Genomic DNA, 15,936 nt, shown 5'->3' on the forward strand with positions numbered 1-15,936 from the left:
GCCGATGGCATCCATGCCGAATGCGGGAATGGTATCGCCGATGGCATCCATGCCGAATGCGGGAATGGTATCGCCGATGGCATCCATGCCGAATGCAGGAATGGTATCGCCGATGGCTGCCCAGCCGAATGCGGGAATGGTATCGCCGATAGCATCCATGCCGAATGCGGGAATGGTATCGCCGATGGCATCCATGCCGAATGCGGGAATGGTATCGCCGATGGCATCCATGCCGAATGCGGGAATGGTATCGCCGATGGCTGCCCAGCCGAATGCGGGAATGGTATCGCCGCTGGCGATGAGTCCAAACCAGAGCATGGTTTCCCCAATGAGCATGCAGCCAGAGTATGGATACGGCTACGGTCATGGCATGGTATCGCCGTCGAATGTGCAGCCTGATTACGGTTATGGTTACAGCGGACATGGAATGGTATCGCCAGCTAATGTTCATCATGATGGCGGCTACGGGTATCCTGCAGCAGGTTTCCCTTCGTATCCTTCATACCCGGGTTGGCCGCAAACGGCAGGTGTAGGCGAATCGAACCAAGCAGATTGCGGCTGTAAAGGAAACAGGTCCGATCAAGCTTCTGCGAAGCTGGCAGATGCGGAAGAAACACCAAAAACAGTAAAGACGGCAGTGCCACGGAAAACAGGTAAAAAAGCAGTTATCAGAACCGTCACGCCTCGGCCGAACAGAACGAAACGCAGCAATTTGCCATGGATCAATCGTTAAGGTAGGAAATAGGGATGTCCCGGAGATCAAAAAATCTCCCGGACATCCCTTTCGTTTTCTATATCCTTGCGCAGTGCCGCTGGATAGAGACTGCTAGATGATTTTACATATGCGATAAGGAGAGCGTGCTTGAATATTTATGTAATATTGGCGCATACTATCAAAAAATATGAAGAAGGGGTCTTCCCCATGATGCCATTCACCCTTTGGAAAAACTTAAAGAAGCGTCTTCGCAGCAAGCGCCGCCCGATGTGGACACTGGGTGCTATTATCATTTGCTTGCTCGCTTGCTGGCCCGCCCCTGCTAAAGCTGAAACAGCTGCGGTTGAGCCAACCGAGCAACAAAGCACCTTCATTAAAACGCTGGAGAAGCAGGCTGAACCGCTATCCGTTATGCTGCACAGCATTTACGTATGCGGCCAGGAAGCAAAGCCGCTGGGACGTATGATGAGCAAGCAAATTGTGCAGCTTATGCTCGTTCATCCGGAATGGAAGGCGATGCTTGATCAAGAGCAAGGCACGGTGCATTTTGAACAGCATATTGAAGACTTGTCTGAGCATTGTAAAGCAAATGCTTATATGGGCGTCGACAAAAACGGGAATCTTACGCTTTATGACGGTGTCCCGAAAAAGGAAAAGGTCGTACGAACCTTTTTTCAGCTGGACGTCCGTTACATGGAGAGCAGTTTGCCTCAGGATAAGCTGGACCAGCTTACCAATGGGATTCGGATAAGCGACATTGAAGAATATAACAGCGTTTTGTCGACCTTTAGTGATTATGCAGCAGTGGAGCAAAATCAAAAAGTAATGAAGCCAGCCTATTAACCGGCAGGCTGTAAGAGGCCGCACCTTTACAGTGCGGTCTTTTTTATTTAAAATGATGCTCTATTCATCCGCAAGGCGAGTTTTTGCAACCAAAGGCAGGCGACTGCTGGTCAAACTTTTGTCTGTTAGCTGAAATATCAAACGCGCGTTCTCATTCACTCCATCTTTTGCTATAATGGATGAAGCAACTTTCAGAGAGTATGCTGAGCAAGCAGGTTTTACGCTGGGAAACCAAGCATAGGCTTACGAAGCAAGTTTTACGTTGTAAAACGTTTGAGGAGATGGCAATTTGCGCGTTCTTGGCATTGATCCCGGTTATGCGATCGTTGGATTTGGATTTATAGATAAGGTCGGACACAAGCTTACGCCTGTGCAATACGGAGCGATTCAAACGGAAGCCCATACGCCTCCCGAGCAGCGTTTACTGCAAGTTTACGAGTCTGCGGGATCTTTGATGGATAAATATAAACCGGATACCGTTGGCGTAGAGAAGCTGTTTTTTAACCGGAACGTAACGACGGCATTTGATGTAGCGCAGGCAAGAGGCGCTATTATTTTGGCCGCAGCGCAGCGCGGTTTGCCCATTGGAGAGTATACGCCGCTGCAAGTGAAGCAGGCCGTTGTCGGCTACGGGAAAGCGGAGAAGAAGCAAGTGCAGGAGATGGTCAAAATGTTTCTGAAGCTGTCGGCGGTGCCTAAGCCGGATGATGTTGCCGATGCGCTTGCAGTGGCCATTTGTCATGCCCATTCCTTCGTATTAACCCAGAAAACTAATGAGGTGAAGCGTTCGTGATCGATTTTTTAAGAGGCGTTGTCGTACATTTGGAATCCGAATATATCGTTCTGGACGTAAGAGATACAGGATATCGCGTTTTTACTCCTAATCCGTATGCATTTGCCAAAAAAGAGGAGCCCGTAACGGTCTATATTCATCATAATGTCCGCGAGGATGCTATTTTGTTGTTCGGATTCGAGACAAGGGAAGAACAGACATTGTTCCGCAAGCTGCTCGAGGTATCCGGTATTGGGCCGCGCGTCGCGTTAGGCATTTTGTCAGGCGGTCGGCCGGATGCTGTAATTGCGGCGATTCAGCAGGAAAACATAGCATTTCTCACTAAGCTGCCCGGCATAGGAAAGAAAACCGCACAGCGGATGATTCTTGACCTGAAGGATAAGCTGATCGGTGCGGGTCTTGACGGAGGTTTATTGACAGCGGCAGGCGTAGCGCTTGATCTCGCATCGAGCAGACATACGGGACAAGGTGCAGGCACGGCATGGCAGGAGGCGCGTGAAGGTCTAGCCGCACTAGGCTACACCGCTGCGGAGCTGGATAAAGCTTGGAATGGGCTGCAGCAGAGCGTAACGGCGGAGGAAACGGTTGATTCTTTAATGAAGCGGGCTTTGCAGCAGCTGTTTAAAGGTTAACGGAAGGAGTTGAACGCAGATGGACGATAGAATCATTTCCGCCAACCTGATGATGGAAGACCAGGCGGTTGAGCTCAGCTTGCGTCCCCGCTATTTGGCCGAGTATATTGGGCAAACGAAGGCTAAGGAAAATTTGAAAATTTATATCGAAGCGGCAAAATTACGCAAAGAAGCGCTTGATCACGTGCTTCTGTATGGACCGCCCGGACTTGGGAAGACGACGCTGTCGAACATTATCGCCAACGAGCTCGGAGTCCATCTTCGCACGACATCCGGACCGGCTATTGAGCGGCCTGGCGATCTTGCTGCGCTGCTAACGAATTTGCAGGAGGGCGACGTACTCTTTATCGACGAAATCCACCGGCTGCATCGGACGGTAGAGGAAGTATTATATCCGGCGATGGAAGACTTTGCGCTCGACATTATGATCGGTAAAGGACCAAGCGCCCGTTCGGTGCGATTGGATTTGCCGCCTTTCACGCTGATCGGAGCGACTACACGGGCAGGCTTGCTGTCGGCGCCGCTTCGCGACCGCTTCGGAGTCGTTAGCCGGCTGGAGTTCTATACGATTGATGAGCTTGCTTTTATCGTGTCTAGAACAGCTGAGATATTGAATGTCGGCATAGTAGGGGAGGCTGCCTCCGAGATAGCGATGCGGTCGCGCGGAACGCCGCGTATCGCGAACCGTCTGCTTAAGCGGGTACGCGATTTCGCTCAGGTTCGCGGGGATGGAGTCATAACGCATGACATTGCCCGTTCAGCGCTTGAGCTGCTGCAGGTCGACAAGATGGGCCTCGATCATATCGATTTCAAAATGCTGCAAGCGATGATGACTACTTTTGCAGGCAGACCAGTGGGACTTGATACGATAGCTGCGACGATCGGCGAGGAAAGCCAAACGATCGAAGATGTGTACGAACCTTATTTAATGCAAATCGGCTTCTTGCAGCGAACGCCGCGCGGACGGATTGCCACCGATAATGCCTATCGGCATTTAGGCCTCCCGATACCGGGGAGACAATAGTCCATGAGCCGGGCAGCTAAAAGTTCACCCGAGAAGCTCTATATTATCTATGACGGCCATTGCAATCTCTGCCTGGCTTCTGTAGCAAAGCTGAAGGGTTTAAATTCTAATGCGGATCTGCATTACGTACAGATTCAGCAATTGGAAGCTTCAGCTGAAACGGAGCAGCCTATTCCTCTTTTTCGTCAGCTGAACTACGCAGAACTGTATGAGAAAATGCATGTTATCGACGAGAAGGGGCAGCTGTTTGCCGGGGCGGACGGGGTTATCCGCATATTAAGAACGGTTAAGGGCCTGCGCTGGCTATCCGCTTTTTACCGCATACCAGGGATGAAGCGCGCGGCTGATCATATTTATAGATTTGTAGCCGATAGAAGATATGAATGGTTTGGTTCTACCGAGCAAAGCTGTTCCATTCATGGGTGCGAGCAGTCGCAGGGCAGAGGGGAGAATAACAAGCATGGCAATTAAACCGTCAATTAAGCGATATATCATTTTGGCAGTAACGATTTTACTGCTCGCATCGGCATGGACAGGTTCCCCGTCGCAGGCGGCGGTTCCGAAGCTGGATTCGATCCGCGTTGCTTTATTTATGCAATTGCCTGGGAAATATACCGATACGACAGCTGCGGCGACGTTCTCGTCAGCAGGCGGCATGAGCATCGGCGAAAGACAACCTGATGGTGTCAATCATTGGTTTAGTGTTGAAGGGGCGTCCACGGTTCGTTTTGCGGTGGATAGCTTTAAGGTGAAAGTATTTGAATCGTCTAATTTCAATTCTGCGCTAGCCGTTTACAAAAGGCTGCAAGCTTTGAAAGGAGCAGCATTCCTGACATCGCTTTCCAAAAACGGGGCTATCGTCTATCAGGTTATAGAAGGTACATATAACACAGCGGCTGAGGCAACCGCCGCGCAAACGAAATGGAATGGCGACAGCGAGCTGGCAAAGCTGGCCGGCAGTTTTAAATCTGTGCTCCAAGGCCCGCTTCACCTGGAAAGCGGTCCGTTAACGAGTAAAGCGGCTGCTATCGCGGCTGCAAGCAACTTTGGCGCGGCTGGTTTGGATGCCTTTGCAGCCGTTCGCTCAGTAAATGGTTCAGCCAGCTACTCGGTTATGGTAGGTGCTGCTGTAACGGAGGCAGAGCTCCAAATTGTTAAAGCGGCGGCTGCTGCAGTATCGGGCGGCGGCGCGCTTAACGATGCCGATTCTGGGGCCGCATATTTATTAGTCAGGAATGATCACTCCATTAGCGCCAAAGCGGAGAGCAGCGCTGAGCTATATATGTTTGCGGGCAGCGATACGAAAATAGCGGTATCTCCGGCAGGCACGGATCCGATCAAGCTAACGGAACGGAGCAACCGCAGCTATCGGGGGCTATTCGAGCTAAGCGTGCTTAATGGACGAATGGCAGTCATAAACGAGCTTCCGTTCGAGCAATACCTTTACTCGGTTGTCGGTGTGGAAATGTATCCTTCATGGCCAGAGGAGGCTTTGAAGGCGCAGGCTGTAGCCGCGCGCACGTTTGCTTTGAATAAGGGCTTTGGTTTCCAAATCGCTCATGTCGTGGATACTACTTTAAGCCAGGCATACTACGGCATAGGCTCGGAGCGTCCATCAACGATAGCCGCCGTAGAAGAGACGGCAGGCGAAGTCGCTTTGTACAACGGGAAAGCAATAGAAGCGTTATTTTCTGCGAATGGCGGAGGAGTTACGGCTGATGCCAAAGAAATATGGAACAATTCGATTCCTTATTTGCAAGCGGTGAAGAGTCCGGATACTTCGTCAGAGGCTGGATTACACAGCTGGTATCGCGTTGTGCTTCCTAGCGGTTCCATCGGTTATATTCGCGAGGATTTGCTCGATGAAACGGGACAAACGACAGCAGCTGGAAGCAGTATCATGCAAGTCAATACGAATGGCACGATGGTTCGCAAGCATCCGGTAATCCAAGATACAATTCCTGTCATCGCGCAGGCGGACATCGGGACACAGGTTGTTGTGCTGGAGAAAACCGTTGAATCCAATTCGATGTCTTGGGTGCGGGGTCCTTATACGCCCCAGGAAATGCTAACGGCCATTAATGCTAAAGTGAAGACACCGGTATCGGGGCCAATTCGCACTTTAGAAGTCAGTCAGCGCGGCGCATCAGGACGCGCAACGGAAATTTTGGCAAATGGCCAGAAGCTGGCTGTAACCTATCCAATTGATTTACGCGCTGCATTAGGCGTACAAGGCTCTTTGCCGAGTACGTTGTTCCAGATTGAGGAGACAGCTAAGGTCGCTATGCTCGGTGCAGGCTCGGCGACGCGGACAAAGCCATCGGACACGGCTCCTGTATTTACCATTAGCGCTGGAGGCGGAGTTGCTGAGGCGGCTAATGCTAATCTGTTTATTCTCGATGGCAGCAATCATTTGCGTGCGGCAACGAAGGAGCCTTCCTTCCGCATTACAGGATCAGGAAACGGCCATGGAGTCGGTTTGTCGCAGTATGGCGCTTTAAGCCTTGCCCAGCAAGGGTATGACTATCAATATATTTTGAAATACTATTACAAAGATGTAACCATCGCTAAGGAATGATTGAATCGATATGAACGTAGAATGGTTTGATTTTGAATTGCCGGAACGGTTAATTGCTCAGACGCCGCTGCTGGACAGAACGGCTTCAAGACTGCTCGCCTTAAACAAGCAAACAGGCGAAGTGACGCACAATAAATTTACGGATTTGGAGCAATATCTTCAATCCGGGGATGTGCTGGTACTAAATGATACTAGAGTAATTCCTGCCCGCTTAACGGGAATGAAGAGCGACACCGGGGCTAAGATTGAGCTGCTGCTGTTGAAGCAGCTCGAAGGAGACAGCTGGGAAGCATTGGGCAAGCCGGCCAAACGACTGAAGGTCGGCACGGCTCTTTCCTTCGGAGACGATTGCGAAGGCAATCCATTGCTGCGCGCCGTCATCGAGCAGGAAGGCGAGATGGGCGGAAGAACGGTTCGGTTTATTTACGACGGTATTTTTCAAGAGCTGCTGGACCGTCTTGGTGAAATGCCGTTGCCGCCTTATATTAAGGAAAGGCTGGAGGAGAGAGAAAGGTATCAAACCGTATACTCGAAGCATGCGGGGTCTGCAGCTGCGCCTACAGCCGGCCTGCATTTTACCGATGAATTTCTGGCGAAGCTGCAAGAGAAGGGCGTTAAGCTTGCCTATGTTACGCTGCATGTCGGGTTGGGTACGTTCCGTCCCATGTCCGTTGATTTGGTCGAGGATCACGAAATGCATGCCGAGTACTATGAGCTGAACGAGCAAAATGCGGAAATAATAAATGAAGCCAAACGGAGCGGAGCGCGTATTATTGCTGTCGGGACAACCTCTTCCAGGACGCTTGAAACTGTGGCCGCGCGCTTTGAAGGAAAATTAATTGAAGCGTGCAGCGGCTGGACATCGATTTTTATTTTTCCGGGTTACGAGTTTAAACTCGTTGACGCACTTCTCACCAATTTTCATTTGCCAAAGTCTACGCTCGTTATGCTTGTAAGCGCGCTGGCTGGACGCGACGCTGTCATGCAAGCCTACGAAGAAGCGATAGCTCATGAATATCGGTTTTTCAGCTTCGGCGACGCCATGTTTATTTACTAATTAGGAATAGGAAGCGTGAATTGTGGCTGTAAAATATGAATTAATCAAACAATGCAAGCAATCAGGAGCACGGCTCGGACGCGTGCATACTCCGCATGGCATCATCGAGACGCCAACCTTTATGCCGGTAGGTACGCAAGCTACCGTCAAAACGATGAGTCCTGAAGAGCTTAAGACGATGGATGCCCATATTATTTTGAGCAATACGTATCATTTGTTTCTAAGACCGGGACATGAGATTGTACGGAATGCCGGCGGACTGCACAAGTTCATGAACTGGGACAGGCCGATACTTACGGACAGCGGCGGCTTTCAAGTGTTCAGCTTAAGTGAAATGCGTAAAATTACCGAGGAGGGCGTTCACTTTCGCTCGCATCTGAACGGAGACAAGAAGTTTCTCTCTCCTGAGGTTGCGATGGAAATTCAAAACGCGCTTGGCTCGGATATCATGATGGCATTCGACGAATGCCCGCCGTTTCCGGCAGAGCACGAGTATGTGAAGAAATCGCTGGAGCGCACGACGCGTTGGGCGGAACGCTGCCTTGAAGCGCATGCAAGGCCTCATGATCAAGGGCTGTTCGCGATCGTACAGGGGGGAATGTACAAAGATTTGCGCATTCAGAGCGCAAATGATTTGACTTCCATGGATTTCCCGGGGTATGCTATTGGTGGACTGAGTGTAGGCGAGCCTAAGCATCTGATGTATGATGTGCTCGATTATACGGTTCCCATTTTGCCGGCGAATAAACCTCGTTATCTTATGGGAGTCGGCTCTCCGGATGCGCTGATTGAAGGCTCTATCCGCGGCATCGATATGTTCGATTGCGTTTTGCCGACACGAATTGCCCGTAATGGTACAACGATGACCAGCCAAGGCAGACTCGTCATTCGCAATGCGAAATACGCCGAAGATTTTGGTCCATTGGATCCCGAGTGTTCATGCTATACTTGCACGAACTATTCGAGAGCATATATCCGTCATCTTATTAAAGCGGATGAGACATTCGGTATGAGACTGACAACTTATCACAATTTGCATTTCTTGCTTCAACTCATGCGGGACGTTCGGCAAGCGATCATGGAGGACAGGCTGCTCGATTTCCGGGATTCCTTCTTCGCAGCCTACGGCCTGTTCGATAATGAGAAAGGGTTTTGAAAGGGGGGATTTCGATGTGGCTAGCAGCAGGTGATGCAGCAGGTTCAAGTAATATTATTAGTATGATTTGGCCGTTTGTGCTTATGTTTGCGGTATTTTATTTCTTACTTATCCGTCCGCAGCAGAAGAAACAAAAGCAACGTACTTCCATGCTTAACCAATTGAAAAAAGGCGATAAAATTTCAACAATTGGTGGCTTGCACGGTACGGTCGTAGAGCTCACTGATGATACGGTTGTACTTCGCGTAAACGATACAACAAAAATGACGTTCGAGCGCAGTGCGATTAGCACGATCATTAACTCCGCACCGGCAGTATCGGAATAAGGACAATGGAATAGAAAACGGCTGGCATGCCAACATGTCAGCCGTTTTTTTGTTTAAGCATCAATTTTTATTTTTTCAAATTGACACCAATCATGCCGCCAAAAGCGCCTGAAAGAAGAGCTGCTCCAAGAAGGAGGGCACTGTGCAGCGAGAGTGAAGCGTTAGAAGCAAGGAAGCTGATTATAATGATGATTGCGCCGTACAACAATCCAAGCAGCGCGCCATTATACCACCCTTTGCTCTCTGACCGCCGGCCGGCGGTAAATCCACCCGCAAGCGACGCAAAGCCGTGAACAAGTAAGGCATTTGTTGATAAGCTGCTTTCTTTCATAGCGGTAAAATGCAAAAGCAGGGAGAGCAGCAAAGCGCCTACTGCCAGCCAAATAATTGAAAACAGCACTCCGGCAAGCAAAGGTGAAGCAATTAATGGCGGTTTAGGAGATGGTTTAACCGAACTCATCAAATTTCCCCCCAGCGATAGGTACGTATTACTTATCCATATGGCCAGGCCATGCGGAATAGTACAACTATATGCTTGGCAAGCAAATTTTATTGTGCTGCAATTATTCATTGCCATATATTCGTGTAAGATGCGGGGTATGATGTATCTGCGCGCAGGTCAGAATAGCTGTACGGACAAAAAAAAGCTGACAGCAGCTCGTATGACAAAGTCGAGGAGGCGGTTTCCGTTGGAATTTTGGGGCCTGTTAATCCGGACGGTAATTATTTACTTCGTCGTATTTCTGATCATGCGCTTTATGGGTAAGCGAGAAATCGGTAAGCTATCGGTGTTCGATCTCGTGATTTCAGTCATGATCGCGGAAATTGCCGTCATCGTAATCGAAGATATGGATCGTTCGATGTGGAGCGGTATTTTGCCAATGGCCGTCCTGCTGCTCATTCAAGTAGGCAGTGCCTTTCTGACGATGAAAAGCCGGAAGCTAAGGCTGCTGTTTGACGGCAAGCCTAGCGTAATTATTGACAAAGGCAAGTTAAATAGCGATGTTATGCGTAAGCAGCGCTACAATTTGGATGACTTAATGCTGCAGCTGCGAGAGAACAAAATCAGTGCTGTGTCAGATGTGGAATTTGCCATATTGGAAACGAGCGGGAAGCTCTCTGTTATACCTAAGGAAAACTCCGCTTCAGACGATGACAACAACAATAATGACCAAGGGACGGAAAGTCCGGCATCTGAAAAAAAGCTTAATCCATACAACTTGTCCAAAATTATTCCTCCGAAATACCGGTTCGAAATTTTGCCAATCCCGCTTATTATGGATGGCAAGGTACAGGATGCAAACCTGGAAAAGCTTGAGAAAACGAGGTTTTGGCTTAAAAATGTGCTGCAGGAAAAAGGCGTTACCGATTTTAAGGACGTATTTTTTTGCACGATTGACCATAAAGGCAAACTATTTATCGATATGCTTGACAAAAAACCGCGGAAATAGGAAAGGGAATCCCCTTTCTTATCCGCGGTTTTTTGCTTTAACTAACCGGCCAGCATTATTTAAACCAATTGCCAAACAAAGGAATGCGGATCATATCATGACGGTCAATGATTTTCATGCCAACCATCAGTATCAAATAAATGATTACACTCGCTGCACATGCAAGCAGCAGGTTAATCCACTCGGCAGTCAGCGGCTGCTGGTTCATCGTGAACCGGGCGGCAGCTCCCATAATGATCATGGCTGCGCCTACTTTCGCAAAGTCTGAGAGCTTCATGTGAAAGCCGATAAACCGGAGCACACTAATACCATGTAAGACGGTGACGAGAACGATGTTGACGTTGATAGCGATTAAGGCGCCATATATGCCAAAGTCAGGATCGGATGCCAGCTTCACGATAAGAAACAGCTTGACGATTGCACCGATTAATGTGTTGATTAAAGCCGTGCCTGGCTTATTGAGCGCTTGAAGAGCGGCTTGCAGAGGAGCTTGCAAATAAATGAAAATACCGACTGGAGCAATGAGCTGCAGCATCGGCGCAATTTCAGCGTGATTATAGAGGATCCGGCAGATGGGTTCCGCGAATAAAGACATGATGACGACAAAGGGAGCACCCGAAACAAGAGCAAGTCTCATCGATTGATGCAGCCGTTTATGAATTAAAGAATTATCCCCCCGTGCAGCAGCTTCCGACAAGGAAGGGATGAGCGATACGGCAAGTGAATAGGTCAAGGCCGTCGGCAATAGCAGAAGCGGAACGATCATCCCTTGCAGCGCGCCATATTGCGCGGTGGCAACTCCAGTTGCAATACCGGCAGCAGCTAGGCTTCGGGCGGTAAGAATGGATTCCAGCAAATACGAGAAGGAACCGACCAAGCGGCTTCCGGTTACCGGTATCGATAAACCAAGGAGCCTGCGAAATACAGGAACGTTTTTGGGAGCGTGCTGGTCAGGAAGTTGTGATGATGCTTGTTTCAAGAGCTGCTTGTCACGGTAATATTTCCACAGCAGTACTGCCAAACCCCCGATTTCTCCCACGACGGCACCGAGCATTGCGCCTGCAGCACCCCATTCCAGACCATACGGCAGAAGCATGTACGCAAAAGAAAGCGATGCTACAATACGCAGCACGGTTTCCACAATTTGCGAAACAGCAGTAGGTATCATGTTTTGTTTCCCTTGAAAGTATCCGCGATAAACCGATGAAATGCCAATAATGAGCAGCATTGGGGTCATAACGATAAAAGTGCGGTATACACGGGCATCCGGCAGCACATGCTTAATGATCCAAGGAGCACCGAGCAGCATCACAGCGGTCATCAGTATGCCAAGCAGCGTAACGAGCGCCATTGCTGTCCGGAAAATGTACTTTACACGAATGGAATCGCCTTGCGATTCAGCTTCTGCAATCCATTTGGCGACCGCAAGCGGAATGCCTCCAGTAATTATAGTAAGCATAACGGTTAGAAACGGGTAGCTAAGCTGGTACAAGCCGACGCCCTCAGCGCCAATTATACGCGGGAGCGCGATGCGGGGCACGAAGCCGAGCAGACGGTTAATAATGCCAGCGGCAAGCAGAATCATAGCGCCCTTTATAAATGTTTGTTTGGTTTGCTTCGTCATAATAGAATACCCTCTTCTCTTTCGTGAAATAGCAAATCCGCTCCTGCTTGATCGATAGACGAAGCTATGAGACAGGCCGGTACTATCATGTTTATGCGGTGCATGTCCGTTTCCATGTCAGTCATTTTGTGGAATACAAAAACAGCTTGCAGGAATATGGAGAAGACGTAGCGAATAGATGGAATAGACATGCGATATCGGCTTAAAAATAGATTTGAGAATAGTTTAATGTCATAAGCTTTTAGGAGGCGCAGCATGACAGACGAAGAGTTAAGCCGTATGATCGAGGAGCTATGCAACAGCAAGGCGGAGGAATTTCATCTCATTGGCTATGAGTATGTGACAGGCCAAGAGGTTTGGGAATGCGTAAGCGATAAGTATATTAAAACGGGACAACCCGAGCTTCACGAAATAGTTAATGATATTTTATCGCTAAAGGTTATGAAATTTATGAATTTCATGACGATTAGCGCATACAAAGGAACCCCATTATGAATCTGCGGGTTTCTTTTTTTTGACTCGATTTTACCGCGTCTGTATAATAGGAATATTGAGATCATAAGGGGGATTTAGACGTATGTTCGGGAAGAGAATTATTGCCTTCCTTGCGATCGTAGTCATTATGTTTGGCGTTATCGCTTGGACAAGCCCATCGCTAGTAAAAGATGTAAGGCTAGGCCTTGATTTAAAAGGCGGATTTGAGGTTTTGTACGAGGCGCAGCCGCTTGAGGGCGGAGAAGCAGTAACACCGGAATCATTGAAGGAAACAGCAAAAAGCTTGGAATCACGGATTGATGAGCTCGGCATTGTGGAGCCTGAAATTACGACCGAAGGTACGAACCGGATTCGCTTAAAGCTGGCCGGTGTTGCGAACGAGGAAGAAGTAAGAGATATTCTTGCTAAGCCGATCAACCTGACTTTCCGCGGACCGGATGGCAAGATCGAGCTTGATGGCAGCGACTTTAAGCAAAATGGAGCGGGTATCGGCTATGACAGCTTAAGTAAGCCATTCGTTACGATTGAACTCAAAGACGCGAAAAAATTCGAAGAGATTACTACTCGTTTAACGGGCCAATATTTAGCTATTTATCTTGATGATAAAGAGCTTTCCAAACCGTCCGTTAACTTTCCTATTTCCGGCGGATCTGCTCAAATTTCGGGCGATTACACGGTAGATGAAGCGAAAGAATTGGCAGATATGATCAACCTTGGAGCTTTGCCGCTCAAGCTGGTTGAGAAGTATACACAAAGCGTTGGCGCTAAGCTTGGACTTGCATCCTTGAAGGATACAGTTGAAGCGGGCCTTATCGGTACGGCTATTATTTTGGCGTTTTTAATTATTTTGTTCCGTATTCCAGGTGTTGTAGCGGGTATAACGGTCATTACTTATACGTGGCTCTTGATCGTTGTATTCAATTTAATGAATGCCACCCTCACCTTGCCGGGTATAGCAGCCTTTGTACTCGGTATCGGTATGGCGGTAGATGCGAATATCATTATGTACGAACGTATTAAAGAAGAGATCCGCAGCGGAAAAAGCTTGCTCTCCTCTTTGAAGTCAGGCTCGAAAAACTCCTTCCGTACCATTATGGATGCGAACATTACGAACATCATTGCGAGCGCCGTATTGTATTACATTGGCAATGGCGCGATCCGCGGCTTCGCGCTGACGATGATCTTCAGTATTCTCGTAAGTATGCTGACGAACATTTTCCTGTCCAGATTGTTAATTATGCTGCTCATTAAAAGTAACCTATTTACAAAACCAAGCTACTATGGCGTAAAGGAGGCAGAAATCCGTGAACTTTAATACAAAAATCCGTTATGATTTTGTCGGGAACCGCAACAAGTTCTTTCTGTTCTCGATCACGTTAACTGTACTGGGCATATTGTCTTTGCTTATCTTCAATCTTAATTTCGGCGTTGATTTCAAGGCCGGTACGAATATGGATATTTTGGTAGGCAAGCAAGCAACCCAGAAGGATGCCAAAGAGATTCTTGTCAAAGCGGGAATTGAAGGCATTACGCCTACGGTAGGCGGCACAGGTAACGAGCGCGTTTCCGCCCGTTTTGACGAGGTGCTCACGCAAGCCAAAATCGTTGAAATTCAAAACGCTTTTAAAGCGAAATACGGCGATCAAGTATCGGCCGAAGTTAACGTTGTATCTCCTGATATGGCGCAGGAGCTCGGAATCAAAACGATTTGGGCGATCCTTATTGCTAGCGTAGCGATAATGATTTATGTCATGTTTCGTTTCGAATGGCGTTTTGCGCTTGCCGCGAACATCGCGATTTTGTATGACGCGTTTGTCGTAGTTGCTGTATTCTCGATTTTCCGACTTGAAGTAGACCTGCCGTTTATCGCGGCTGTACTCACAACCATCGGCTATTCGATCAATGATAAAATCGTAATTTTTGACCGGATTCGTGAAAACCTGCGCTTCGGTCAATTCAAAAACCGTGAACAGCTGGCTGAAATGGTTAATGCGAGTATTTGGCAAACGATGGCAAGGAACATTTATACCGTCTTAGCGGTACTTATCGTTGCGGTTTGTTTGTTCATTTTCGGAAGCGAATCGATCAAACTGTTCGCGCTTGCCAAAATTATTGGACTATCAAGCGGAGCATATTCATCTATCTGTATCGCGAGCCCGCTCTGGCTGCTTCTTAAAGGAAAACAAAAGCCGAAGGCTGCCGTTAAAACTACAGCTTAATTTACGCTTACGAAGTAGGTTTGCATTCGCAAAACCTAAGCACACGCTTACGAAGTAGGTTTTGCAATTGCAAAACCTTTAGGAGGTACAAATGTCAACCACACAGCGATATGCAAAAGCAGAGTCCGCAAGTTGGGCCGGCTTATGGGGGAACATGCTGCTGGCACTATTTAAAGGCGCAATTGGTTGGTTGTCAGGAAGCAAGGCGCTGCTCGCGGATGCGTTTCGAACGGGAGCTGAGGCCGTTTCGGGGATAGCAGCTATTTCAGGTTTGAGGGCAAGCCGTCAGCGTAAATTGGCAAAATCAAATGCTGCTGCGGAAACAGAGGATACAAGAGGAGAGGCGGCGTCAACGATTCTGTTGTCTGTCGTCCTTCTCATCATTGGGCTTGAAATCGGTATTTCTGCCATTCGTGATATTTCCGACCGTGTGACGGGCGCGCCGCATTGGAGCTCGGTAGCGGCAATTGCTCTCTCTTTAATCGTTCAGCAGCTGTTTTTTCCTGCGAAAGATCGTTTGACCGGCCTTTATTGCTCGGCGGCGGCGTTGATAGGAACAAGCGGAGCGATAATCGGCAAAATGCTGTCAATTCCGGTGCTCTATTATTTTGATCCGGCCGCGGCGATTGTCATAGCTGCAATCGTTGTCATTAACGGCTACAAAATGGCTGTCAACCTGCGCAAAGACAGTAATGGAACGGTGATAGAGGAAAATCCCGATGAGCTGATGCAGCTTGTTCAGCGCGTTGAAGGAGTCGTCACCGTGCAATCATTGCGAGCAAAAGAGCATGGACATTATGTCATAGCAGAAATGGTTATTAGCGTTAATCCGCGTATTTCTGTTCTTGAGGGTCAGGAGATTGCAAAACGGGTAAAGCAGCTTGTTATGAAACGTTTTATACATGTTACGGATGTTTCGATTTATGTCGAGCCATATGATCCTGGTTATCCGTATAAGTCCAATCATGATCCGAATCAGGAGCAGATGCCGACACTGCTGCAATAAGAACTGCAAACAGCAGG

Annotated in this window: 16 protein-coding genes and 1 pseudogene; 15 read left to right on the forward strand and 2 right to left on the reverse strand. The window is 48.5% G+C overall.

Going from position 1 to position 15,936, the window contains the following annotated elements; all coding sequences use genetic code 11:
• The 10 genes and pseudogenes from AC0YNZ_RS24175 to yajC all read left to right on the forward strand — a co-directional run.
• Positions 1 to 733, forward strand: a pseudogene (locus AC0YNZ_RS24175) (hypothetical protein); the annotation flags it as partial.
• Between the two features lie 189 nt (positions 734 to 922).
• On the forward strand, positions 923 to 1,558 hold the full coding sequence (locus tag AC0YNZ_RS24180; RefSeq protein ID WP_475829053.1) for a BofC C-terminal domain-containing protein: 636 nt from the start codon (positions 923 to 925) through the stop codon (positions 1,556 to 1,558).
• A gap of 289 nt (positions 1,559 to 1,847) precedes the next feature.
• Positions 1,848 to 2,351 carry a crossover junction endodeoxyribonuclease RuvC gene (ruvC, locus tag AC0YNZ_RS24185; protein ID WP_475829054.1) on the forward strand — a complete coding sequence of 168 codons (504 nt, stop codon included), beginning with the start codon at positions 1,848 to 1,850 and terminating at the stop codon, positions 2,349 to 2,351.
• Positions 2,348 to 2,983 carry a Holliday junction branch migration protein RuvA gene (gene ruvA / locus AC0YNZ_RS24190; protein WP_110771533.1) on the forward strand — a complete coding sequence of 212 codons (636 nt, stop codon included), beginning with the start codon at positions 2,348 to 2,350 and terminating at the stop codon, positions 2,981 to 2,983. The genes ruvC and ruvA overlap by 4 nt, the downstream gene beginning before the upstream one ends.
• Positions 2,984 to 3,002: 19 nt before the next feature.
• Positions 3,003 to 4,007, forward strand: coding sequence for a Holliday junction branch migration DNA helicase RuvB (gene ruvB, locus AC0YNZ_RS24195; protein WP_475829055.1), 1,005 nt, complete (start codon positions 3,003 to 3,005; stop codon positions 4,005 to 4,007).
• A 3-nt stretch (positions 4,008 to 4,010) separates the two neighbouring features.
• On the forward strand, positions 4,011 to 4,478 hold the full coding sequence (locus tag AC0YNZ_RS24200; protein ID WP_475829056.1) for a thiol-disulfide oxidoreductase DCC family protein: 468 nt from the start codon (positions 4,011 to 4,013) through the stop codon (positions 4,476 to 4,478).
• On the forward strand, positions 4,468 to 6,585 hold the full coding sequence (locus AC0YNZ_RS24205) for a SpoIID/LytB domain-containing protein (protein WP_475829057.1): 2,118 nt from the start codon (positions 4,468 to 4,470) through the stop codon (positions 6,583 to 6,585). The genes AC0YNZ_RS24200 and AC0YNZ_RS24205 overlap by 11 nt, the downstream gene beginning before the upstream one ends.
• 10 nt (positions 6,586 to 6,595) lie before the next feature.
• A complete protein-coding gene (gene queA / locus AC0YNZ_RS24210; RefSeq protein WP_475829058.1) occupies positions 6,596 to 7,642 on the forward strand; it encodes a tRNA preQ1(34) S-adenosylmethionine ribosyltransferase-isomerase QueA in 1,047 nt (348 codons plus the stop codon).
• A 22-nt stretch (positions 7,643 to 7,664) separates the two neighbouring features.
• Entirely contained in the window at positions 7,665 to 8,798 is a 1,134-nt protein-coding gene (tgt, locus tag AC0YNZ_RS24215) for a tRNA guanosine(34) transglycosylase Tgt (RefSeq protein WP_181426158.1), read from the forward strand.
• Between the two features lie 14 nt (positions 8,799 to 8,812).
• Positions 8,813 to 9,124: a preprotein translocase subunit YajC gene (gene yajC / locus AC0YNZ_RS24220; protein WP_475829059.1), complete on the forward strand. Its 312-nt coding sequence runs from the start codon at positions 8,813 to 8,815 to the stop codon at positions 9,122 to 9,124.
• 67 nt (positions 9,125 to 9,191) lie between these two features.
• Here yajC and AC0YNZ_RS24225 read toward each other — a convergent pair whose 3' ends face one another.
• Positions 9,192 to 9,584 carry a TIGR04086 family membrane protein gene (locus tag AC0YNZ_RS24225; protein WP_475829060.1) on the reverse strand — a complete coding sequence of 131 codons (393 nt, stop codon included), beginning with the start codon at positions 9,582 to 9,584 and terminating at the stop codon, positions 9,192 to 9,194.
• A gap of 289 nt (positions 9,585 to 9,873) precedes the next feature.
• Here AC0YNZ_RS24225 and AC0YNZ_RS24230 point away from each other — a divergent pair, with 289 nt between their 5' ends.
• Entirely contained in the window at positions 9,874 to 10,575 is a 702-nt protein-coding gene (locus AC0YNZ_RS24230; protein ID WP_475829140.1) for a YetF domain-containing protein, read from the forward strand.
• Positions 10,576 to 10,630: 55 nt separating this feature from the next.
• Here AC0YNZ_RS24230 and spoVB read toward each other — a convergent pair whose 3' ends face one another.
• Positions 10,631 to 12,199: a stage V sporulation protein B gene (gene spoVB, locus AC0YNZ_RS24235; RefSeq protein WP_475829061.1), complete on the reverse strand. Its 1,569-nt coding sequence runs from the start codon at positions 12,197 to 12,199 to the stop codon at positions 10,631 to 10,633.
• Positions 12,200 to 12,454: 255 nt separating this feature from the next.
• On the opposite strand from spoVB, the gene AC0YNZ_RS24240 reads away from it, so the two are divergent.
• From AC0YNZ_RS24240 to AC0YNZ_RS24255, 4 genes are all read left to right on the forward strand, one after another.
• Positions 12,455 to 12,694 carry a post-transcriptional regulator gene (locus AC0YNZ_RS24240; protein ID WP_475829062.1) on the forward strand — a complete coding sequence of 80 codons (240 nt, stop codon included), beginning with the start codon at positions 12,455 to 12,457 and terminating at the stop codon, positions 12,692 to 12,694.
• Positions 12,695 to 12,776: 82 nt separating this feature from the next.
• Positions 12,777 to 14,009, forward strand: a complete 1,233-nt coding sequence (gene secD / locus AC0YNZ_RS24245; protein ID WP_475829063.1) for a protein translocase subunit SecD — start codon at positions 12,777 to 12,779, stop codon at positions 14,007 to 14,009.
• A complete protein-coding gene (gene secF, locus AC0YNZ_RS24250) occupies positions 13,999 to 14,913 on the forward strand; it encodes a protein translocase subunit SecF (RefSeq protein WP_475829064.1) in 915 nt (304 codons plus the stop codon). Before secD ends, secF begins: the two co-directional genes overlap by 11 nt.
• A 91-nt stretch (positions 14,914 to 15,004) precedes the next feature.
• Entirely contained in the window at positions 15,005 to 15,919 is a 915-nt protein-coding gene (locus AC0YNZ_RS24255) for a cation diffusion facilitator family transporter (protein WP_475829065.1), read from the forward strand.
• Positions 15,920 to 15,936 lie beyond the last annotated feature (17 nt).

The organism is Paenibacillus sp. J2L1-98 (genome assembly GCF_056269405.1).